The sequence below is a fragment of the Promicromonospora sp. NFX87 genome (genome assembly GCF_048564965.1).
Taxonomy (GTDB): Bacteria; Actinomycetota; Actinomycetes; order Actinomycetales; family Cellulomonadaceae; genus Promicromonospora.
This window is the reverse complement of sequence record NZ_CP183413.1, coordinates 4,671,161-4,691,283: the sequence shown is the minus strand read 5'-3', so window position 1 is coordinate 4,691,283 and position 20,123 is coordinate 4,671,161. Positions and strand designations below refer to the sequence as shown.

The window sequence follows — 20,123 nt, the reverse complement described above, 5'->3', positions numbered from 1 at the left end:
GGCCTGCTCTACATCTCGATCCTGGGCTTGGCGTCCAGCACGTCGAACGTGTTCAGCAGGCGCAGGTAGGGCGCGAAGGCCTCGTTCACCTGGTCCGGCTCCAGCCCGTAGCGCCGCATGTCGTACAGGTGCGGCTTCGTGCCCGCCGGCCGGGCGAGCACCTGGTCGAGCTTCGCCTGGTCGCTCGCCGTCCAGGTGGCGCCGATCGCCGAGTACAGCCGCGGCACCTCCGTGTGCGGGTCGGCGCTCAGCGCGTGGTACGGCACGTCCACGATGGCCGACGGCGGCAGGCTGAGCCGCGCCTCCAGTGCGTTGTTCACCCACGTGACCATGGAGTCCATCACGAGCTGCCCGACCTCCAGCGGGTCCGGGTCCTTCTGGTACGGCGCCCACAGCGTCTCGATGAGACTGCACGACGAGCCGACGACGGCGGCCGGGTCGCGGTGCGTCCACACGAAGGTGGCGTCCGGGAACACCTGCTTGATCACGGTCATGTCGTTCAGGTGCGCCGGGTACTTGACGACCCACCGCTTGGACGGCCGTCCGTGCTGCAGCACCTGCAGGCCCTGCTTCAGGTACTCGTAGTCGCCGGCCAGCTCCGCCGCGCTGCGCTGTGCGTACCAGTCGCGGTAGGAGGGCATGCTGCCGTGGAACAGCGGCCAGAAGGTGCCGTGCGGCATGAGCACCAACGACTCCTCCGGGTCCGTGGCCTGGATCGGATGGATGTGCTTCAGCCCCGGGGCGAAGTAGCGGGTGACCAGCTGGATGCTCTGGTCGAACCGCTTGATCTCCCGCTTGGCGACCTTCGGGTCGTCGAGACCCGTGTAGGACATCTCCCAGGCGAGCGGCCCGCGGTGGTCGGGCGACGCCGCGAGCACCTTGTGGGCGAGGGTGGTCGCCGTGCGCGGCAGGCCGAGCACGAACACCGGGTTGACGATCTGCTCGTCGGCGATCTCCGGGCGCTCGGCCAGCAGGCTCTGGATGCGCAGCCGGTTGACGTAGCGGGCCTTGACCACGCTGAGCGCGAAGAACCAGCCCAGGGGCGTCAGCCGGGGCTCCTCGACGATGCTCGAGAACACGCGGCCGAGACCGTCGGCGAGCTCGCGGTCCTGCACGCCGGCCTCCTTGTCGGCGTCGGCCACGGCCTTCGCCCACGCACCTGCGGCGTCCTCCCGCCCGCGGATCGCGGGGGCGAGGACGGTGTTGAGAACCTTGGAGGCTCGGGTGTTGCTGCTCACGATGTCCCTTCGAGTGCGGAGTCCTGCTCTGGGCGGAAGGCGACAGGGAGCGCCTCCAGCAGACGGAAACGGAAGTCGGGTGCCCACCGGAGCTCGTCCGCGCGCAGCGCGAGAGCGGGCGTGAGACGGCGGTGCAGCGTCTCGGCGGCCGTGCGGACGATCAGGCGGGCGAGGTGCGGCGCGGGGCAGGCGTGGGCGCCGACCCCGAAGGCGAGGTGGGCACCGCTGCCGGAGCCGTCCCACGGACCCTCGCCGCGGATGCTCGGGTCCGAGCCGACGGCGCCCACCGCGAGCAGCATCGCGTCGCCGCTCTGCACGAGCTTGCCGTCCAGCAGGAAGTCCTCGACGGCGATCCGGGGCGCCAGCGCGCTCACCGGCGGCGCACTCCACAGCACCTCGTCGAGCGCCTCGTCGGTCCCGAGCCGTCCGCCCGCGAGCCGCCTGGCGAAGTGCTCGTCGGTCAGGGCGAGGTAGAGCGTCTGTGCCAGCCAGGCCTGCAGCCCGAGAGCCGCGGTGGCGGTGAGCGACACGATGCCGAGCGCCGCCTCGGCGGTGCTCTCGTAGGCGGCGTGCCGTGCCAGCCGGCCGGCGGGGGTGGGGGTGCCGTCCGGCCGGCGGGCCGCCGTCTGCCCGTTGAGCAGGAAGCTCACCTCGTGCACGGTCGCCGCGGCGTAGCGTTCCGACGCCGGGCGCGTGGCGATCTCGAACACCTGCTTCGCGGTCGCGGTGTCGAACCCGAGGAGCGCGCCCAGTGTCAGGTGCGGCATCGGCGCGACGTACTCGCGCACCAGGTCGGCGACGCCGGTCGCGGCGAAGCTGTCGATCAGCTCCTCGCACCGCTCGCGGGTGGTCCTGGCGACCTCCGCGTCGTCGATCACGCCGAGGACCTCGTCGAGCGGGGTACGGAGCCGGCCGTGCGTGCTTCCCTCGGCCTGCTCGACGATCGGGCGGCTGACCGGCGCGAGCGGGCGGAGCAGCGGCGAGTTCTCGTCGGGTCCCAGCTGCTCGTGGCCGTTCCAGGTCCCGGTGGCCGTCGCGAGGGGGAACTGGCCGCGGGCCATCGCGACGATGGTCCGGTACTCCGTCACGAGCCACGCGCGGGTACCGGGCTCCAGCCCGACGGGGGCGACGTCCCCCCACTCCTCGCGAAGCCGTGCGTGCACGGCTGCCGCGTCGGGTGACGCGGTCACCTCCGTGATGGACATGACGGTGGCCGGGTCGTCGAGCTTCAAGGGCCGGTGGGCGGGATCACCGCTGACGGTGTCGCCGATGCCGGTGACGCCGTCGATCATGGTCGAGCTCATCGAGTCCCCGTCTGGGTCGGGTACAGGTTCCTGGTTCCGGCCAAACCTTGCCCGATATGTGAGCGTATGTCGAGAAGCCTGCCAGGACTCGTGAAGGACTACGTGCTGGTCAGAAGCCCGCCCGGGTAGCAGGTGGAGCGCTGCCGGCCGTCGAACGCGATCTCGACCACCTGCTCCGGCCGGACGGTCACCACCCAGCCGCCGTCCTAATCGAAGTCGAAGGTGATGTCACCGAGCCATGCGGGTCGACGTACACGGGTCGCTACGTAGTCGGAGAGGGACTGTGCCAGTGCCAGGAGCACGTCGTCGTTGACGCGCTCAGCGACAAAGGCGATCTCGTCCACCAGCGAGACGCATCGCGTCCGGTTCAGGCTTAGGTCAGCCGACCCGTCGAGCAGCGGCAGTGTTGGCAACTCGTACGCACGCCCGATGGTGGTCAGTCGCCGAAAAAGTCGCCCAGAGCACCAAAGAGCGTCGTGCTCGTTGGGATCACGCTCGTAGATCCCTACAACCTCGTCATCTGATTCGTACGTACTGGGGTCGAGACGATCGGCAAAGCGCTCGGGTCGCATGGATTCCTCACCCGGCCGCGAGATCGGCTGCGAAGACGCCAGTGACCTTGCTCGGCCGACGTCGCCACCACCAGCCGTCCTTGTCCTCGTTGCGATAGAACCGGCGGAGCGGGAGCCGGCCGTCATCATCCTCGGTCGCTGCCACGAAGCGGGCGTCGAGGGCCTCCAGCTGGTGTTCGCGAAGTGCGCGGTCGATGGACTCGTAGTCTTCGGCGGTCATTTCGCCCATAGCTCGAACCTTGTCACGATCAGGCAGTCGGATCCCCAAGGAGCGCGCGCAAGGTCTCGATCGTGTCGGTCTCCTCCGTTGGCTTGTCGTCCCGGTAGCGGACGACTCTCGCGAAGCGAAGGGCGACGCCACCCGGATAGCGGCTCGATCGCTGAACGCCGTCAAAGGCGATCTCGACAACCTGTTCCGGCCGAACAGTCACGACCCAACCGTCATCGGAGGTCTGCAGCTCGCGGAATCGTTCTGTCTGCCACGCGAGCATCGCGTCGGTCATCCCTTTGAAGGTCTTCCCGACGGGCACCCAGCCGCTTCGGTCACCGTCTTTCGAGGTCTTGCCCAGCGTCACGAACCCGCCCTCCGGGTCGCGCGCACCGAGGTGGATGTTGGACAGCCAGCCCTGCCGGCGGCCTGAACCCCGCTCGACCGCGAGCACCACGAGGTCGAGCGTCTGGCGCGGCTTGACCTTCACCCAGCCCGCGCCCCGGCGTCCGGCCGCGTAGGGGGTGTCGAGCGACTTCACGACGACACCCTCCTGACCCTCGCGCAGCGCACCCGCGAAGAACTCGGCGGCGGCCTCGGGGTCCGCTGTGGCCAGCCGGCGCACCGTGTGCGGCCCGGCGATCTCGTCGAGCACGGCCAGGCGCTCGCGGAGCGGTGCGTCGACCAGGTCGCGCCCGTCGGCGTGCAGCACGTCGAAGAAGAAGGGGGTGAGCTGCAGCTGGGCGGCCAGCTCCACCTCCGACGTCGTCTCCTTGGTCGCGGAGCGCGCGGCGGTCTCCTGGAACGGCCGGGGCACGCCGTCCTCGCCGACGGCCAGCGCCTCGCCGTCGAGCACCAGGTGGTCGGACGGCAGCGCGCGCACCACCTCGACGATCTCGGGCACGCGCTCGGTGATGTCGTCCAGGGACCGCGTGACGACGCGTACGTCGTCGCCGAGGCGGTGCACCTGGATGCGGATGCCGTCGAGCTTGACGTCGACGCAGAGCTCCGGGCTGTCCTCGGCGGAGGCATCGCCGGACCCGAGCTTCTCGAAGGCTGCGGCGATGTCCGGCGCCGACGCGGCGAGCATCGGCCGTACCGGTCGCCCGACCTCGAGCGTGAACGTCGCCAGCACGGCGAGCGGGTCTTCCGCGAGAAGGGCGGCGCTCGCTACGGGGCCGGTCGCGCCGCGCATCATGACGGCCCGGCGGACGGCGTCGGCGGGGGTGCCCGCGGCCTCGGCGACGGCGTCGACCACCACCGAGTCGAGCGCGCCCTGGCGCAGCTCGCCGGCGACCAGGCCGCGGAGGAACGCCTGCTCGCGTTCGGTGGCGGCGGCGAAGAGGTCCGCGGCCGCGGTGGAGCGGGCCTGGGCGGAACCCGGGCCTTCGAGGGCCGCCATCTCGGCGAACGCCGCATCGACGTCGCGCACCGTGAGCGTGGCCGTCGTCGCCGGGGGTGGCAGATCGCGGAGAGCCGCGTAGCCGAGACCGGTGCGCCGCTGGCGGAGCGCGCCGGCGAGATAGGAGACGACTATCTCGAGGTCATCGGCGGTGTCGGCTGTGCGGCCTCCACCGTTCCCGGGTTCGTCCTGGTTGCCCGCAGCCGTACGGCGCAGCAGGTCGGCGATGGCCGCGCGCTTGGCGAGACGTGAGCGCGTGGCGGCAACGGCGTCGGACGTGGCGGCGACCTCGGCGAGCAGCATGCTCCATCTTGACGCGTCCTCCGTCGAGCCGCTGCTCTGTGCGGCCGACCGCGCGAATGACCATGCACCTGCTGCCAGGCTGGGCCGGATCCTGGCAGCAGGTGCATGGTCATCAGCGCTCCTCGGGCGCCCACCAGGTCAGGTGGCTCGCCGCCTCCGACGTCGGCTCGATGGTCTCCCACGCCTCTGCGATCAGTCCGTCCTCGAACCGCATGATGTCGACGACCGTGATCTCCGGCCCGGAAGGGAGCCGGCGGCGTGAGTGCAGGACGACGTGGTCGCCGTCGGCCAGCATGTGCTCGATCTCGACCTGCATGCCCGCGATGTGTTCCAGCGACGCTCGCATCGAGGCGAGCCATTCCGCCTTGGTCGACGAGGTCGAGTCCGGCCGGTGATGGACGAAGCCGTCGCTCAGCACCCGCCCGACCGAGGCGACGTCGCCCGACTCGACGAGGCCCGCGAACGCCTGGCCGACGATGGTCTTGTTGTCCGTAGATGTGCTCTCCGTGGTCATGGCAGCAGTGTTTTCCGCAGTCGTGGTGCTTGTCGATGAACTGGGAGTTCATGGCGTCCGGCGATGCGTTGAGCAACACTCGACGCCATGCACACAGTGGGGGAGCTGCTGCGGCAGTGGCGGCAGCGCCGTCGGCTCAGCCAGCTCGATCTGGCGATCGCCGCCGACGTGTCGGCCCGCCACGTCAGCCTCGTCGAGACCGGGAGATCCAGGCCGAGCGCCGACATGGTGCTCCGGCTCGCGGACCAGCTCGACGTGCCCCTCCGGGAGCGCAACAGGCTGCTGCTCGCCGCGGGGTTCGCCCCGCGCTACCCCGAGCGGCCGCTCGACGGCGACGCGCTGTCGGCCGCCCGGGACGCCATCGGACGGGTGCTGAGCGCGCACGAGCCGTATCCGGCGCTGGCCTTCGACCGCCGGTGGAACATCCTGATGACCAACCGCGCCGTCGACCGGTTCTTCGCGGGTGTCGCACCCGACCTGCTGCGCCCGCCGGTCAACCTGGTGCGGCTGGGCCTGGACCCCCGTGGACTCGCCTCGCTGGTGGTCAACCTGGCTGACGTGCGGGCGATGTTCCGCGCCCGGATCCGGCGCCAGCTCGCCACGGCTCCTGACCTCGAGCTGACGGCGCTGTACGAGGAGCTGCTGGCGCCGGGGCTCGACGGCGAGGCGGGCGACTCGATAGAGCCCGAGTCGGACGTCGTGATCCCCATGGTCATCCGTCTCGACGGGCGTGAGCTGCGGCTCTTCTCGACGATCACCACGTTCGGTACCCCGATGGACATCACCCTGGCCGAGGTCGCCGTCGAGTCGTACTACCCGGCGGACGCGGAGAGCGCGGCCTACTTCGCGGAGGCTCGGCCCTGAACGTCAGCCCAGATGCCAGGCGGACACCGCGGCCTCGATCGCGGCGCGGGCGTCCGCCTGGATTCCCGGCACGAGCTCGAACGGCGCCTCGCCCGACTTGGGTGCGCGGCGCCAGGTCCCGACCACGCGCCCGTCCAGGAGGACCGCCGGGCGGAAGATCCCGTTGACGAACGGGACGACGGTGCGCATCGCCTCGGCGTCCGCGACCAGCTCGCGGTCCTGGTAGCCCAGGACGATCTCGTCGAACCCCGGCGCGAGCACCACGCCGGACGGTTCGGCGAGATCGGTGCTCGCGGCCTGCCCGACGAGCATCACCTTCCCGTCGACGACCACCTCGGTGACGGCCTCCGGCTGTTCCGCACGCAGCTCGGCGACGGCGTTGCGCACCGGGACCTTGGGCAGGCCGAGCCACCACGCGAGATCCTCGGTGGTGGCGGGCCCCCGGCTCGCGAGGTACGAGCGCGCGATGCGGCGCAGCGCCGTGTCCGGCTCCTCGGCCGGAACCTTGCCGAGCCCGGCGCCCGGTGACTCGACCATCAGCTGCTGCGCCCCCGCGAACGGACCCCAGTGCAGCACTCCCTGGACCCCGAGGGTGGCGATCAGGTGATAGCCCCGCTGCCCCTCGATGGGTAGCCCTGCCTGCTGCCACAGGTCGACCATCGCTGCGCGCGAGATGCCGCCGTCGGCGGGGGACGTCCTGAACGTCTCGAGGGCGACCGCCTCGGCGCGGGCCACCACGTCGTCGTCCAGACCCTCGGTCTCGCGGACCCGGCGGCCCGTGCGCAGCATGCGCTCGCCGGTGAGCGAGAGGAGCGCGGCGAGGTCGCCCGGCGTGGTCGCGAAGAGGGTGCCGCGCTGGGTCCACCCGCGCACGAGCTCGCCGGCGTCGAACGCGGCGCGGACGTCGTCCAGCGTGGTGCCCTGGCGGGACCGGACCGCGATGGCACGCAGCACGGCCGGCAGGTCCTGGCCCTGGAGCGCGACCATCCGGCGGACGACGTCGGCGGGGGACAGGTCGGGGGTGCCCGCGCCGCCGTCGGGCAGGGTGAGGCCCTGCGTGCGCAGGCGAAGCCGGCGCGCGGCTGCGGGCGAGAGCTCGGTCGGTCCGGAAGGCATGCGGGAAGGCTACGGGGCAGGTCTGACACTCACCCGGCCGGCGGCCGTCCGGGCCGCGCCGCCTACTCCTCGATCGCGCCACCGATGGCCCGGAGGTGCTGGCGGAAGGTCGTGCCGTCGCGGTCGCGTGCGGCGAGGTACTTGGTGAACCGGGTCTGCTCGCGGAGGCTGGTGCCGAGGTTCATGCGTATCGCCTGGCGCCGTTCGGTGTCGCGGATGGTCGCTGCGAGCTCCGCGATCTCGGCCGCGCGACCGAGGGGCAGGAACAGCACGCCGTCGTCGTCGCCGAGCACGAGGTCGTCGCCGGTGACCGTGTGGTCACCGAACCGTGCCGCGGTCAGGGCGTCGGCGGGCAGTGCGTCGAGGCGCTGCGGCCCGGCCGGGACGCTGCCCTGGCTGAACACCGGCAGGCGGATCGTGCGCAGGTCGCGGGAGTCGCGGTGCAGCCCCCAGATCACTATCCCGCCGAGTCCGGCGCGCTGGACCTCGAGGGTGATGAGGTCCCCGACGCACGCCTCGTCCGTGCGGGCCTCGTTGTCGACCACGAGGACGTCGCCGGGCTCGGCCAGCTCGATCGCCTCGAGGAACACGTCGACGCTGCCGACGTGCCGCGCCGGCCGGGCGCGGCCGACGACGCGCGCGCCCTCCCACAGCGGGCGGACGTCCGCCGGTGCCTGCCGGACGGGAACACCGAGGCGCACCATCGCATCGGCGACGTGGGGCGTGGTGAGGTCGAGGTACGCACCTTGCAGATCGAGCACGTCGGTCGGCCTCCTTGATAGGCGCGCCGACCGGGCTCCCGGCGCTCGTCCGCGCAACCATATCGCCGCCCCGGAGGCGCCTACGGGCAGGGGTCGAGCGTCGCGGCGAGGAACTCCCGGGCCAGCCTGGTGAACTCGTCGGGCTGGTCGTACGTGACGATGTGCCCGGCGCCCGCGACCGTGACCAGGCGCGAGCCGGGGGCGGCAGCGGCCGCCGCGGACAGCTCGGCTTCCCCCACGAGCGTGTCCTGGTCGCCTCGGACCCACAGCGTGGGGACGGTCAGTCTCGGCAGGTCGGGCAGGAGGTTCAGCCGCATGGCGAACGGCCCGTAGGCCTGGGTCTGCCAGTCGTCGAGCCCCGGCTCGCCGTGCGCGTCCTTGGCCCTGGCCTCCTCGACGGCCAGACGGACGATGCCCTCGAAGTCAGGGGTGTCCGCGCCGGCGGCGAGGCTCGTGATCATGGACCGCCGGACCAGCTCCGGACGCCTGGCGAGGTACCGGCTGGTCAGCCGCATGGCTCCGGGGGTGCGCAGGAACAGCCAGGTGAGGAGCTGTGCCGGACGGCGGGCTTCGATTCCCCCGGGTCCGACGGCGATCAGGGAGCTGACCCGCTCGGGGTGGTCCAGCGCGTAGCCGGTGGCGATGCCGCCGCCCATCGAGAGCCCGATGATCGCCGTCCGCTGCAGGTCCAGGGCGTCCAGCAGGTCGTCGAGGAAGCGGCGGTAGAAGGCGTCGTCGAGCACACCGTGCCAGGGCCGGCTGCCGCCGTGCCGGGGCAGGTCGACGACGTGCACGCGGTAGTCGGCCGCCAGTGCCTGCGCGACCCGGCGCCACACGCCCTGGGCGGTGTCGAGCATGGCGCCGTGGAGCAGGAGGAGCGGCGGCCCTGACTCGCCGGCCCGGTACAGGCGCACCGGGCCTCCGGAGACCGTCAGGTCGGTACGGGTGTCGAAGAGGTCGGTCACGAGGGCTCCTTCAGCAGGTCGGGTGCCATTGTCCCGCGGCACGCCGTCCGGCCGGAGAGTCACTGCCTGGTGCGTGAATTGTTATGGTCAAGACCAGCCCGACCTGGGCTAAACTCGGCAGGCTTGCCTCCGTAGCTCAGTTGGATAGAGCGGGTCACTTCTAATGACTAGGTCGCGGGTTCGAATCCTGCCGGGGGCACCCAAGAGCGTGGCGACGTCGGCTGTGGCGGGGTCCCTGCTCCCCGCCACGGCCGACGCGCTCACCGCCGGGCGTAGGCGCGGTAGGTGTGTCCGCCCTGGCCCGTCAGGTCGATCACGTCGGTGGCTGTCCGCGTGGTCCTGGCCCGCCGGCCCCTGGTGACGTCGAGCACCGCGAACCGGCCGGTGAAGAGCTCGCCGCGCAGGGAGATCGTGCCGTCCCGGTCGGGGGTGATCCGGTACTCGTCGGCCCGCCCCGCGCTCCATGTCGCCCCGACGGTGTGCCCGCCGCGTGCCCGGAGGCCGTCGGCGGTGCCGTCCGGCCACGCCGCCGGCAGTGCGGGCAGCAGGTGCACCTCGCCCGTATGGCTCTGGACCAGCATCTCGGCGATCCCTCCGGTGGCGCCGAAGTTGCCGTCGATCTGGAACGGCGGGTGCAGGTCGAACATGTTGGGCGCCAGCCGGGCCGGCGTGACCAGGTACTTGATGAGGTCGTGGGCGCGTCCGCCCTCCTCGAGCCGGGCCCAGAAGTTGATCTTCCAGGCCAGGGACCAGCCGGTACCATCGTCGCCGCGGAGCTCGAGCGTCCGTTTCGCCGCCTCGAAGAGCTCGGGGGTGCCGCGCCTGGTGATCTGGTTGCTGGGATGCAGGCCGTAGAGGTGCGAGACATGGCGGTGCGTGCGCTCGGTCTCGACCCAGTCGTGCAGCCACTCCTGGATGTTGCCGCGCGAGCCGATCGTCATGGGGGCCAGACGCTCCCTGGTGGCGAGCACCCGCGCACGGAAGTCGGCGTCGACCCCGAGAGCCTCGCTCGCCCGCGCGCAGCCGGTGAACAGGTCCGTGAGGATCTGGTTGTCCATCGTCGGGCCGGCCGCGACGCTGGCGTCGGCGTGGTGGGAGAGCTCGGGGGAGTTCGACGGGTTGGTCACGAGGTAGCCGAGGTTCGGCTCCTCCACCAGCGTGTCGAGGAAGAACTGCGCCGCGCCCCGCATCGCGGGGTAGTGCTCGCGGAGGAAGCCCAGGTCGCCGGTGAACTGGTAGTGGTCCCAGATCGTCGTGGCGAGCCATGCCCCGCCTGTCTGCCACATCCCCCAGAACGCGCCGTCGACCACCGACGTCCCCCGCCAGCCGTCCGTGTTGTGGTGCGTCACCCAGCCGCCTGCGCCGTACTGCACCTCCGCCGTTCGCGCACCGGTGACGGAGAGGTCGTCGATCATCGAGAACACCGGCTGGAAGCACTCGGACAGGTTCGTCGTGTCCGCGGGCCAGTAGTTCATCGGCAGGTTGGCGTTGATCGTGTACTTCGAGTCCCACGCGGGGAACAGCTCGTGGTTCCAGATGCCCTGGAGGTTCGCCGGCTGCGTGCCCGGCCGTGACGACGAGATCAGGAGGTACCGGCCGTACTGGAACAGCAGCGCGGAGAACTGCGGGTCGTCGACGTCGCCGTGCTGGGCGATCCGGACGTCGGTCGGCTGGTCGGCGGCGGCTGTGCGCCCGAGGTCCAGGGTCGTCCGGTCGAACAGCTCCTTGTAGTCGGCGACGTGCCGGCCGCGCAGCTCGTCGAACGACCTGCCGGCAGCGGCCTCGAGGTGGCGCGCCGCGATGCCCTCGTAGTCGCCGCCGACGTCGGTGTGGTCCACATAGCTGCTCCCGATCGAGACGAGGAGCACCACGCTGTTCGCGCCGGAGACGGTCAGCCGACCGTCCGCGCTGCTCACGCTCCCGCCGTCGGCGACGGCGCGGGCCGATGTGAGGAACCTGACCTGGCCGGGGATCCCCTCCTGATCGCTGGAGATCCCGTCCAGCGCGATCGTCGCGGCGTCCGGGCTGGCCGTGGTGGTCCGCTGCGCGCTGTCGAACGCGGCGGTGAACGAGATCGACCCGGGCGTGTCGGCGGTGAGCCGCAGGACGACGACCTGGTCCGGCGCGCTCACGAACGCCTCCCGGCGGTAGCGCACGCCACCGGCGACGAAGCTGGTCAGGGCCGTGGCCGTGGTGAGGTCGAGCTGCCGGTAGTACTCGGTGGCCCCGCTCGTGCCCTCCGCCGTGAGGCGCAGGTTGCCCACGGTCTGGTAGGCGAGCTGGCCAACGGGGTTGCTCAGCATGTGCGCGTTGATGAGGTCCTGAGCCTCGACCCAGCGGTCCTCGAAGACGAGGCGGCGCACCTCGGGGAGCGCGGCCAGCGCCTCCGGGTTCGCGGAGTCGTGCGGCCCGCCGGCCCAGATCGTGTCCTCGTTGAGCTGGAGCCGCTCGGTCCCGGGGTTCCCGAAGACCATGGCGCCCAGCCGGCCGTTGCCCAGGGGCAGCGCGCGGAGCCAGTCGTCGCCCGCCGCCTCGTCGTACCAGAGCGCCAGGTCGCCGGCGGCCTGGACCTCGGGTGGTGGGGCGGACGACGCGCGCGCGGTCGCCGTCCAAGGCAAGGGCAGCAGCAGGCCTCCCGCGCCGACGGCACCGGCCTTGATGGCTTGTCGTCTTGTCACGTCTGGCATCTGGGTCCTCCGTTGGACGTCGTCAGCGCGAGCGTGACAAACCTACGAAGATATGACGTATCGGGTCAAGCATCGTATTTCTCGGGCTCGTTCTGGCGCGAGCCATGGCCGGCGCGGCTCAAACATCCAACCTTCCCCGCGTCCAACCCCGGACCTGTCCCGGCACCGCCCTACCGGTCGCCGAGGGTGTGCCCGGCGGCTCGGAAGGGGCCGCAACACCTGCGCTCTTGCATACCAACAGTCGTGCACGGCTTGGCAGAACGTTCTTTACCAATCAGGATGAAGCCGTGACTCCAGGAACACGCTCCGCAGTGCTCGGCCGTCGGGGTGGTGTGGACCCGAACGTTGCGGAGCAGCTCGGCTTCACGGTGCACGACGTCGTACGCGATCTGCGCCGCGACGTCGCCGCCGCGACCCTGCCCCTTCCCATCGACAGTGCCGAAGAAGCAGAAGCCTCCCGCGAACGACTCCTGGCGCAGCTCGACGAACACCTGCTGCCGCGCCTCGCCGAGCTGTCCAGCCCCGCCGTCGTCGTACTGGCGGGCTCCACGGGTGCCGGCAAGTCCACCCTGTTCAACAGCCTCCTGCGCGAGGAGGTGTCCGAGGCCGGCGTGCTGCGGCCCACCACCCGCGAGCCGGTGGTGGGTGTGCACCCGCGAGACGTCGACACGCTCACCCCGGGGCCCGTCACGGAGCTGGCCCGGCTGGTCAAGCACGAGGGCGTGCCGCGCGGAACCGCGCTGATGGACGCGCCGGACCTCGACTCGTTCCTCTCGGAGAACCGCTCCACCGCCCACCAGCTCCTCGAAGCGGCAGACCTCTGGCTGTTCGTCACCACCGCTGCCAGGTACGGCGACGCCCTGCCGTGGCAGGCCCTGGACCGCGCGAAGGAGCGCGGCGCGAGCGTCGCCATGGTGCTCAACCGGGTGCCGAAGGAAACCCTCACGACCATCCGCGCGGACCTCAACTCGCGGATGAAGGAGCGGGGCATGAAGGATGTCCCGCTGTTCATCGTGCCCGACGTCGGCCCGCACGAAGGGCTGCTCGACCCGAAGCTGGTGGAGCCCATCCAGCGCTGGCTCGGCCTGATGGCCGGGCCCGAGCGCTCCCGCACCATCATCCTGCGCACGCTCAAGGGCGCGCTCGGCGCCCTCCCCGAATGGGTGATGGGGCTCGTCGCGGCCGTGGAGGACCAGGGCACCGCAGCGTTCGACCTGCGCGCCGCCGTCGACTCCGTGGTCCCGGACGAGCAGCTGGCGGCCCGCACCGCCGTCCTGTCCGGTGCGGCGGGCGAGGGCACCGTCGCCGCACGGTTCACCGAGCTCGTCAGCACCCACCGCATCTCCCGCATCACCGTCCGCGACGGCGTCGCCCGGACCACCAAGCGCGCGGGCAAGGCCCGCGAGGCGGCGCTCGTCCGGCTACGGGAAGAGGTCGAGGCCACCACCGCCCGGTCCTTCGTGGCAGCCGGCGTCCGCACCGAGGAGAGCCTGCGCGGCGCCCTCACGGGATCGGGCGCGCCGCCTGCCGGGGAGACGATCCTCCCGGACGCCACCGCCCGCGCCAAGGACCGCCTGGCCTGGGGCCAGACGACCGCCGCCGAGTGGTCCGGGCAGGCGGACGAGATCGTCGGGAGACTGGACGTCACCGTCGCCGAGAGCTCCGATCCGGACGCCCCGGCCCGCGCGGCCGGCGCCCGGAAGGCCTTCGGGGACACCGGCCTCGCCACCCTGCTGCTCGCCACCGCGCTCGGGAACGAGGACGCCGCGCACCTCGTCGACCGCGTGCTCGGCGAGACAGTGGGCGAGGCCATCGAGAAACTTCAGGGCGAACTTGCCGAGAAGGTTGCGCTAGCGGTTGCGGAAGAGGCCCGTTCTGTCCAGAGTGCCCTTGACGTCCCCGCCTTAGCCGACGACGCGGCCGCTCCGCTCCGCGTGCGGCTGGCCGAGCTCAGGAGGCTGACATGACGAGCCACGACGCGACACTGGGCGCACGCACGGAGGACCTCGGACGCGCTCTCCAGATCGCGGGATCACGCCTCGACGACGCGGTCTTCGGCAAGGTCGCGAGCTCCGTCGCGGGCGTGCGCGAACGGCTCGCGCTCGGCGTCGACCACACGGTGGTGGCGCTCGCGGGCGGCACCGGCTCGGGCAAGTCGAGCACGTTCAACAAGATCTCCCGCCTCACGTTCGCCGACGTCGGCGTGAAGCGCCCGACCACCGCCAAGGTGACGGCGTGCTCGTGGAGCGACGACGCCGCGCCGCTGCTCGACTGGCTCGGTGTGGAGCGCGAGCGCCGCATCACCCGGTCCGGCGAGCTCGACGCGGCGGACGAGGCGAGCCTTGCCGGGCTGGTGCTGCTGGACCTGCCCGACCACGACTCCGTGGCGCCCGGTCACCGGGACGTGGTGGACAGGGTGCTGCCGCTGGTCGACCTGCTCGTCTGGGTGGTGGACCCCCAGAAGTACGCGGACGACGCCCTGCACACGGGCTACCTGCGCGACTCGTCGGGCATGCAGGCCTCGACCGTGGTGGTGCTCAACCAGATCGACACGGTGCCGGTCGGGCAGCGGAACAACCTGGTCAACGACGTGAAGCGGCTGTTGCGGGACGACGGTCTGGAGAACGTCCCGGTGGTCGCGGCGTCGACGAAGACGGACATCGGCATCGCCGACCTGCGCGGGCTCCTCGAGCAGACGGTCGCGCGTCGCTCGGTGTCGGCGGGCCGTGCCGCGGGCGAGCTGGACGCCGCGGCGACCCTGCTGCTGAGCCAGACGCCGGCCGAGGTGCCCTGGCACATCGACACGGTGCTCGAGCGCGAGGTGGACGCGCTGGCGCGGGCGGCAGGGCTGGAGTCGGTCGCGGCGCAGGTCGGCGCCGCGGTGCGCAACGGGTACGGCTCGCCCGAGTTCCGTGCGCCCGACCCGGACTCGATAGCGCTGTCGCGGGCGCGCTGGCTCAACGGCGCGGGGGAGTCGCTCAAGCCCGGCTGGCGCCGGTCGCTCGGGTCGAGCGTCGCGGGCGCGTCGGAGGTCGCCGCCGCCGTCACGACGGCGCTGCAGGGCGTCACCCTGGACACCCGCGGCCCGACGACGCAGCCGCTCACCCGCCGGCTCGCGCTCGGGTCGGTGCTGGTCGCCGTGGTGCTCGGGATCGCGACGGTGCTGGCCGCGATGGGCCTCCTGCCGGTCGGCGAGACCTGGACGACCGTCCTCGGTGTGCTCGCGGTCGTGGCGGCGGTGGCTGCGCTGGTGGTGTTCCTCGTGGCGGTGCAGCTACGTCGGGCGCTGGCCGCCCGGCGGGCGCAGGGCGTCATCGCGTCGGGCCGGGCGGCGCTCGAACGAGTGCTGCAGCAGACCCTGGGCGTGCCCACCCAGAAGCTGCTCGACGAGCACCGCGCGGTGCGCGAGCTCGCACAGAGTGCGCGGGACGACGGACCCTCCGCACCGCTTCGCCTGGAAGAGAACGCGACCACAGGGCAGCGGATCCGGGTTCCGTCCACAGGCACGGTCCAGCTGTCGGATCTGCGTATCGCTCGCGCCTGATGCTGGGTACGGACCGGCCGCTCGGGCCGGTCCGGACACCCAGGAGGCCTGAGATGAACGACGTCACGGTGACCGTGTCGGGCAATGTCGGCAGCAGCCCGGCCTTGCACGTGAACACGGCCAAGAATCTGCAGTGGTCCACGTTCCGCATGGCCAGCACCCGGCGCTACGTGAACGAGAACGGCGACTGGACCGACGGCGCGACGCTGTGGTTCACGGTCAAGGCCTGGCGGGCGGCCGCGGCGAACGTGGTCGAGTCGGTGCACAAGGGCATCCCGGTGGTGGTCACGGGACGGCTCGAGGTCGAGGAGTGGACCGGCCCCGAGGGGGAGCAGCGCACGGGACTGGTGATCGTCGCGACGGCGATCGGCGTGGACGCGACCCGTGGCAAGGTCGGGTTCACGCGGGTGGTGCACCACGACACGGTGCCCGACGACGCCCCGGTCACCCCGGTGGACCGCGGTGAGCCGGCCGCTGTGCGGCCGGGCGACGGCGACCCGTTCGCGCTCGACGCCCTGGGCTCCAGGAGCGTCGCCGAGCTCCTGGGTGACGAGGGCGACCAGGGTGACGACGCCGGCGTCGGGCAGCGCGAGCTGGTGAACGCGTAGGCTGGGGCCAGTCGTGCTCCGCGGACCGCGGGTGCCGGGGGCGAACCTCCGCGCAGGGACAACCCGGCACCCGCTCCGCGTGAGCGACCCCAATCCGAAGTACCTTCTGTGAACGGTGGAACACAGGCAGTGGCTGAATACATCTACTCCATGTACAAGGCGCGCAAGGCGCACGGCGACAAGGTCATCCTCGATGACGTGTCGCTGAACTTCCTGCCCGGCGCGAAGATCGGCGTCGTCGGACCGAACGGTGCCGGTAAGTCGACGATCCTCAAGATCATGGCCGGGCTGGACACGCCGTCGAACGGCGAGGCACGGCTCTCGCCCGGTTTCACCGTCGGCATCCTGCTGCAGGAGCCGCCGCTGAACGAGGAGAAGACGGTCCTGGGCAACGTCCAGGAGGCCGTCGGCGACATCCTGGCGAAGAAGGCGCGGTTCGACGAGATCTCCGCCCTCATGGCCGAGCCCGACGCCGACTTCGACGCGCTGCTCGCCGAGATGGGCACGCTGCAGGAGGACATCGACGCGGCCGACGCGTGGGACCTCGACTCCCAGCTCGAGCAGGCGATGGACGCGCTGCGCTGCCCGCCGCCGGACGCCGACGTCTCGGTGCTCTCCGGTGGTGAGCGTCGCCGGGTCGCGCTCTGCAAGCTGCTCCTGGAGAAGCCCGACCTGCTGCTGCTGGACGAGCCCACCAACCACCTCGACGCAGAGTCCGTGCTGTGGCTCGAGCAGCACCTCGCCGGCTACGCCGGTGCCGTGCTCGCCGTCACCCACGACCGGTACTTCCTCGACCACGTCGCGGAGTGGATCTGCGAGATCGACCGCGGACGCCTCTACCCGTACGAGGGCAACTACTCGACGTACCTCGAGAAGAAGCAGGCGCGCCTGGAGGTCCAGGGCAAGAAGGACGCCAAGCTCTCCAAGCGCCTCAAGGAGGAGCTGGAGTGGGTGCGGTCCAACGCCAAGGGCCGCCAGACCAAGTCGAAGGCTCGTCTGGCCCGCTACGAGGAGATGGCCGCGGAGGCGGACCGCACCAGGAAGCTCGACTTCGAGGAGATCCAGATCCCCGCGGGCCCGCGTCTCGGCTCGCTGGTGCTGGACGCCGAGAACCTCAAGAAGGGCTTCGACGACCGCGTGCTCATCGACGGCCTGTCGTTCACGCTGCCGCGCAACGGCATCGTCGGCGTCATCGGCCCGAACGGTGTGGGTAAGACCACGCTGTTCAAGACCATCGTGGGGCTGGAGCCGCTCGACGGCGGCAACCTCAAGGTCGGCGAGACCGTCTCGATCTCGTACGTCGACCAGTCGCGTGGCGGCATCGACCCGAAGAAGACCCTGTGGGAGGTCGTGTCCGACGGGCTCGACTTCATCAAGGTCGGCAACGTCGAGATCCCGTCGCGGGCGTACGTCGCCTCGTTCGGGTTCAAGGGCCCGGACCAGCAGAAGCCGGCCGGCGTCCTCTCCGGTGGTGAGCGCAACCGCCTCAACCTGGCGCTGACGCTCAAGCAGGGCGGCAACCTGCTGCTGCTCGACGAGCCCACCAACGACCTCGACGTCGAGACCCTCGGCTCCCTGGAGAACGCGCTGCTCGAGTTCCCCGGCTGCGCCGTCGTGGTCTCGCACGACCGGTGGTTCCTCGACCGCGTCGTGACGCACATCCTCGCGTACGAGGGCACGGAGGAGAACCCGGCGAACTGGTACTGGTTCGAGGGCAACTTCGAGTCGTACGAGGCCAACAAGGTCGAGCGCCTGGGTGCGGACGCCGCGCGTCCGCACCGGGTCACGTACCGCAAGCTCACCCGCGACTGACGACGCGGTCGGCTGGGAGGGACCGAGGAACGAGGCCCCTCCCAGCCGAGCCCGAGGAAGTCGCGAGACAAGCACTGCGACTCATCTCGGGGACTGACGGGTGATGTTTGAGGGCTGTGATCGGCGTCCTGACGCCGACCACAGCCCTCTTCCACGTTGAAGAAGTCCATGCAAAAAAGGTCATCCTTGCTGCATTAGGACATCTTCGACAAGATGCCGCAGTGAGCCCTGCCCTACGACCCGGGTGGCGTGACCTTCCGCCCCCGCTGCGAGACCGCATCACCCATCTGCTCGGCGCGCGCGTGATCGCCGCCAAGCATCCGGGGGAGTCCGGGATCCTCCCCGGTGCGCAGTTTCATGTGCAGACGACCAAGGGCGACACGTTCGTCAAGGTCCTGGGCACGGAGAAGCCGGAACCGCTGAACTTCATGCGTCAGGAGATCGCGCTCTCGCCGCTCCTGCCCGAGGCAGCGCCCCACCCCGAGCTCATGTGGTCGATCGACGAGGTGCTGCCCACCCTCGGCACCTGGGTGGCGGTCGGCTACTCGATGCGCCCCAACGTGCGGCCGATCGACCTGACCTGGCCGGAGGAGGACGTCGAGTCCCTGATCGGGGTGATCCGCTCGATCGGCGAGATCGAGGCGCCCGACGATCCGATGTTCCTGCCCGAGGAGAAGGTGTTCCCCACCAACTCGTGGGAGATCCTCGCGGACACCCGGCCCGCCGGGCTCGCGAACCATTCGCCGTGGCTGGCACACCGCCTGGAAGGCCTCGCGGAGATCGCCTCGCACGCCCCCGACGCGATCGCGGGCAAGAGCCTCCAGCACGGCGCGCTGCGCGTGCAGAACGTGATGCTGCCCGCCGGGCCGGACGACAAGCCGCTGGTCTCGGACTGGATCCGGGGCAGTGTCGCCGCTCCCTACCTCGACCTGATCTCGATGCTGGTGCACGTCCGGACCAGCGACGGGCCGCCGCCCGAGGCGACGCTGCGCCGGTACGGTCTGCCGCCCGGCACCGAGGCCGACGCCGTCACCTGCTGGATCGCCGCGCTCGCGGGCCACTACCTCAAGTCGTCGATGGACCCGCCGCCGCCCGAGATGCCGGAGCTGCGCTCCTACCAGCACCGGTTGGCGCGTACCGCGGTCTCCTGGCTGCAGACCCGGCTCGGTTTCTGACCTCTTCGCAGGTCACGGACCGCTGGCCGTGATGCGCGCACCGCTGTCTGTGGTTTGCAGGGTGAACTTCTGTTGGGCACACTCCGGCCATGAGCGCTGTTCGGCGACCGGCATGGTCCGATCTCCCCCCCTCTGTCCGTTCCCGCGTCAGCGAGACCATGGGGGGGCGCGTGATCGGGTCCGCTCCGATGAGCGGGACCGAGCAGACCGGAGTCCTGGAGGTGCTGCAGACCACGTCGGGCAGATCGATAGTCCGCGCCGTCGGGCCCGAGGCGCCGCTGACGCAGGACCGGATGGCCGCCGAGGCCGTCTCGGTGGCCGCGCTGCCCGACGACATCCCGAATCTTCCTCGCGAGTGGTTCGTCGACGAGGTGCTGCCGGGGGCCGGACGCTGGGTGGTGCTCGGGTACCGCAACGAGCCCATCCGCCCGCCGCACGACCCCTGGGACGACGGGGACCTTGCCGCGGCCGTCGAGCTCGCCATCCAGATCGGCTCCAGCGAGGCGCCGGAAGACCTGCCCGACACGCTCGACCTGATCGACAGCCAGGCCTGGGCCACGATCTCGGCGATGCGACCGCCCGGCCTGTCCGCCTTCACACCCTGGCTGTCCGACAAGATCGACCACCTCGCCGAGATCGCCAGCTTCGCCGGTGAGGCGATGGGCGGCAAGAACCTGGTGCACGGCGCGCTTCGCCGCGAGTCGATACTGATCACCGACCACGGCTGGGACGCGACCAGCGCCCACGCGGTCGACTGGTTCATGCCGTCGCGCGGCGCGTCGTACATCGACTTCGTGCTGCTGCTGCCCTACCTCCGGGTCGACGGCGCCCCGCCGCCCGAGGTGGTCATGGACCGGCACCCGCTGCCCGACGTCGACCCCGACGCCCTCACGTGCGCCATCACCGTCACCGCTGGGGCACTCGTGCTCGACTCGATGCGACCGCCGCAGCCCGGCCTGCCCCACGGCCGCGCCGTGCAGCGCGAGGTGGCGCACGCGGCCCTCGAATGGCTGCGCGCCCGGCTCGGCGGCTGACCTCTTTGCGGCACGG

17 protein-coding genes and 1 tRNA gene are annotated in these 20,123 nt (G+C 71.3%); 8 read left to right on the top strand and 10 right to left on the bottom strand.

Annotation, left to right across the window (positions count from 1 at the left end):
• Positions 1–8 precede the first annotated feature (8 nt).
• From ACNYC2_RS21030 to ACNYC2_RS21005, 6 genes are all read right to left on the bottom strand, one after another.
• Entirely contained in the window at positions 9–1,238 is a 1,230-nt protein-coding gene (locus ACNYC2_RS21030) for a sulfotransferase family protein (protein WP_419703664.1), read from the bottom strand.
• Positions 1,235–2,542 carry a hypothetical protein gene (locus tag ACNYC2_RS21025; RefSeq protein WP_419703663.1) on the bottom strand — a complete coding sequence of 436 codons (1,308 nt, stop codon included), beginning with the start codon at positions 2,540–2,542 and terminating at the stop codon, positions 1,235–1,237. Before ACNYC2_RS21025 ends, ACNYC2_RS21030 begins: the two co-directional genes overlap by 4 nt.
• A 206-nt stretch (positions 2,543–2,748) precedes the next feature.
• Positions 2,749–3,114 carry a hypothetical protein gene (locus tag ACNYC2_RS21020; RefSeq protein ID WP_419703662.1) on the bottom strand — a complete coding sequence of 122 codons (366 nt, stop codon included), beginning with the start codon at positions 3,112–3,114 and terminating at the stop codon, positions 2,749–2,751.
• 7 nt (positions 3,115–3,121) lie between these two features.
• On the bottom strand, positions 3,122–3,343 hold the full coding sequence (locus tag ACNYC2_RS21015) for a hypothetical protein (protein ID WP_419703661.1): 222 nt from the start codon (positions 3,341–3,343) through the stop codon (positions 3,122–3,124).
• A gap of 19 nt (positions 3,344–3,362) precedes the next feature.
• The gene (locus tag ACNYC2_RS21010; protein ID WP_419703660.1) at positions 3,363–5,027 is read right to left on the bottom strand and encodes an ATP-dependent DNA ligase; all 1,665 of its coding nucleotides are present in this window, start codon (positions 5,025–5,027) and stop codon (positions 3,363–3,365) included.
• 112 nt (positions 5,028–5,139) lie between these two features.
• A complete protein-coding gene (locus tag ACNYC2_RS21005; RefSeq protein WP_419703659.1) occupies positions 5,140–5,541 on the bottom strand; it encodes a nuclear transport factor 2 family protein in 402 nt (133 codons plus the stop codon).
• An 87-nt stretch (positions 5,542–5,628) separates the two neighbouring features.
• Here ACNYC2_RS21005 and ACNYC2_RS21000 point away from each other — a divergent pair, with 87 nt between their 5' ends.
• Positions 5,629–6,405, top strand: coding sequence for a helix-turn-helix domain-containing protein (locus ACNYC2_RS21000; RefSeq protein WP_419703658.1), 777 nt, complete (start codon positions 5,629–5,631; stop codon positions 6,403–6,405).
• A 3-nt stretch (positions 6,406–6,408) separates the two neighbouring features.
• On the opposite strand, the gene ACNYC2_RS20995 is transcribed toward ACNYC2_RS21000, so the two are convergent.
• From ACNYC2_RS20995 to ACNYC2_RS20985, 3 genes are all read right to left on the bottom strand, one after another.
• Entirely contained in the window at positions 6,409–7,521 is a 1,113-nt protein-coding gene (locus tag ACNYC2_RS20995; protein WP_419703657.1) for a winged helix DNA-binding domain-containing protein, read from the bottom strand.
• 62 nt (positions 7,522–7,583) lie between these two features.
• Positions 7,584–8,282: an RraA family protein gene (locus ACNYC2_RS20990; protein ID WP_419703656.1), complete on the bottom strand. Its 699-nt coding sequence runs from the start codon at positions 8,280–8,282 to the stop codon at positions 7,584–7,586.
• Positions 8,283–8,362: 80 nt separating this feature from the next.
• Positions 8,363–9,247 carry an alpha/beta fold hydrolase gene (locus tag ACNYC2_RS20985; protein WP_419703655.1) on the bottom strand — a complete coding sequence of 295 codons (885 nt, stop codon included), beginning with the start codon at positions 9,245–9,247 and terminating at the stop codon, positions 8,363–8,365.
• Positions 9,248–9,372: 125 nt separating this feature from the next.
• Here ACNYC2_RS20985 and ACNYC2_RS20980 point away from each other — a divergent pair.
• Positions 9,373–9,446: transfer RNA gene (locus ACNYC2_RS20980), tRNA-Arg, on the top strand.
• 61 nt (positions 9,447–9,507) lie between these two features.
• On the opposite strand, the gene ACNYC2_RS20975 is transcribed toward ACNYC2_RS20980, so the two are convergent.
• Entirely contained in the window at positions 9,508–11,934 is a 2,427-nt protein-coding gene (locus ACNYC2_RS20975) for a glycosyl hydrolase family 95 catalytic domain-containing protein (protein ID WP_419703654.1), read from the bottom strand.
• A 287-nt stretch (positions 11,935–12,221) separates the two neighbouring features.
• Between ACNYC2_RS20975 and ACNYC2_RS20970 the strand changes: the two genes are divergently transcribed.
• From ACNYC2_RS20970 to ACNYC2_RS20945, 6 genes are all read left to right on the top strand, one after another.
• Positions 12,222–13,901, top strand: coding sequence for a GTPase (locus ACNYC2_RS20970; protein ID WP_419703653.1), 1,680 nt, complete (start codon positions 12,222–12,224; stop codon positions 13,899–13,901).
• Positions 13,898–15,478 (top strand): GTP-binding protein, encoded by a 1,581-nt coding sequence (locus ACNYC2_RS20965; protein ID WP_419703652.1) that lies wholly within the window; start codon positions 13,898–13,900, stop codon positions 15,476–15,478. The genes ACNYC2_RS20970 and ACNYC2_RS20965 overlap by 4 nt, the downstream gene beginning before the upstream one ends.
• A gap of 53 nt (positions 15,479–15,531) precedes the next feature.
• Positions 15,532–16,086 carry a single-stranded DNA-binding protein gene (locus ACNYC2_RS20960; RefSeq protein ID WP_419703651.1) on the top strand — a complete coding sequence of 185 codons (555 nt, stop codon included), beginning with the start codon at positions 15,532–15,534 and terminating at the stop codon, positions 16,084–16,086.
• Between the two features lie 129 nt (positions 16,087–16,215).
• Positions 16,216–17,898 carry an energy-dependent translational throttle protein EttA gene (gene ettA / locus ACNYC2_RS20955; protein ID WP_419703650.1) on the top strand — a complete coding sequence of 561 codons (1,683 nt, stop codon included), beginning with the start codon at positions 16,216–16,218 and terminating at the stop codon, positions 17,896–17,898.
• Between the two features lie 221 nt (positions 17,899–18,119).
• On the top strand, positions 18,120–19,073 hold the full coding sequence (locus tag ACNYC2_RS20950) for a phosphotransferase (protein ID WP_419703649.1): 954 nt from the start codon (positions 18,120–18,122) through the stop codon (positions 19,071–19,073).
• Between the two features lie 170 nt (positions 19,074–19,243).
• Positions 19,244–20,107, top strand: a complete 864-nt coding sequence (locus ACNYC2_RS20945; protein WP_419703648.1) for a hypothetical protein — start codon at positions 19,244–19,246, stop codon at positions 20,105–20,107.
• The last annotated feature ends 16 nt before the right edge of the window (positions 20,108–20,123 follow it).

Coding starts and splice junctions, on each gene's coding strand:
- ACNYC2_RS21025 (WP_419703663.1), bottom strand. CDS start 2,542: ATGAGCTCGACCATGATCGACGGCGTCACCGGCATCGGCGACACCGTC.
- ACNYC2_RS21020 (WP_419703662.1), bottom strand. CDS start 3,114: ATGCGACCCGAGCGCTTTGCCGATCGTCTCGACCCCAGTACGTACGAA.
- ACNYC2_RS21015 (WP_419703661.1), bottom strand. CDS start 3,343: ATGGGCGAAATGACCGCCGAAGACTACGAGTCCATCGACCGCGCACTT.
- ACNYC2_RS21010 (WP_419703660.1), bottom strand. CDS start 5,027: ATGCTGCTCGCCGAGGTCGCCGCCACGTCCGACGCCGTTGCCGCCACG.
- ACNYC2_RS21005 (WP_419703659.1), bottom strand. CDS start 5,541: ATGACCACGGAGAGCACATCTACGGACAACAAGACCATCGTCGGCCAG.
- ACNYC2_RS21000 (WP_419703658.1), top strand. CDS start 5,629: ATGCACACAGTGGGGGAGCTGCTGCGGCAGTGGCGGCAGCGCCGTCGG.
- ACNYC2_RS20995 (WP_419703657.1), bottom strand. CDS start 7,521: ATGCCTTCCGGACCGACCGAGCTCTCGCCCGCAGCCGCGCGCCGGCTT.
- ACNYC2_RS20975 (WP_419703654.1), bottom strand. CDS start 11,934: ATGCCAGACGTGACAAGACGACAAGCCATCAAGGCCGGTGCCGTCGGC.
- ACNYC2_RS20965 (WP_419703652.1), top strand. CDS start 13,898: ATGACGAGCCACGACGCGACACTGGGCGCACGCACGGAGGACCTCGGA.
- ACNYC2_RS20960 (WP_419703651.1), top strand. CDS start 15,532: ATGAACGACGTCACGGTGACCGTGTCGGGCAATGTCGGCAGCAGCCCG.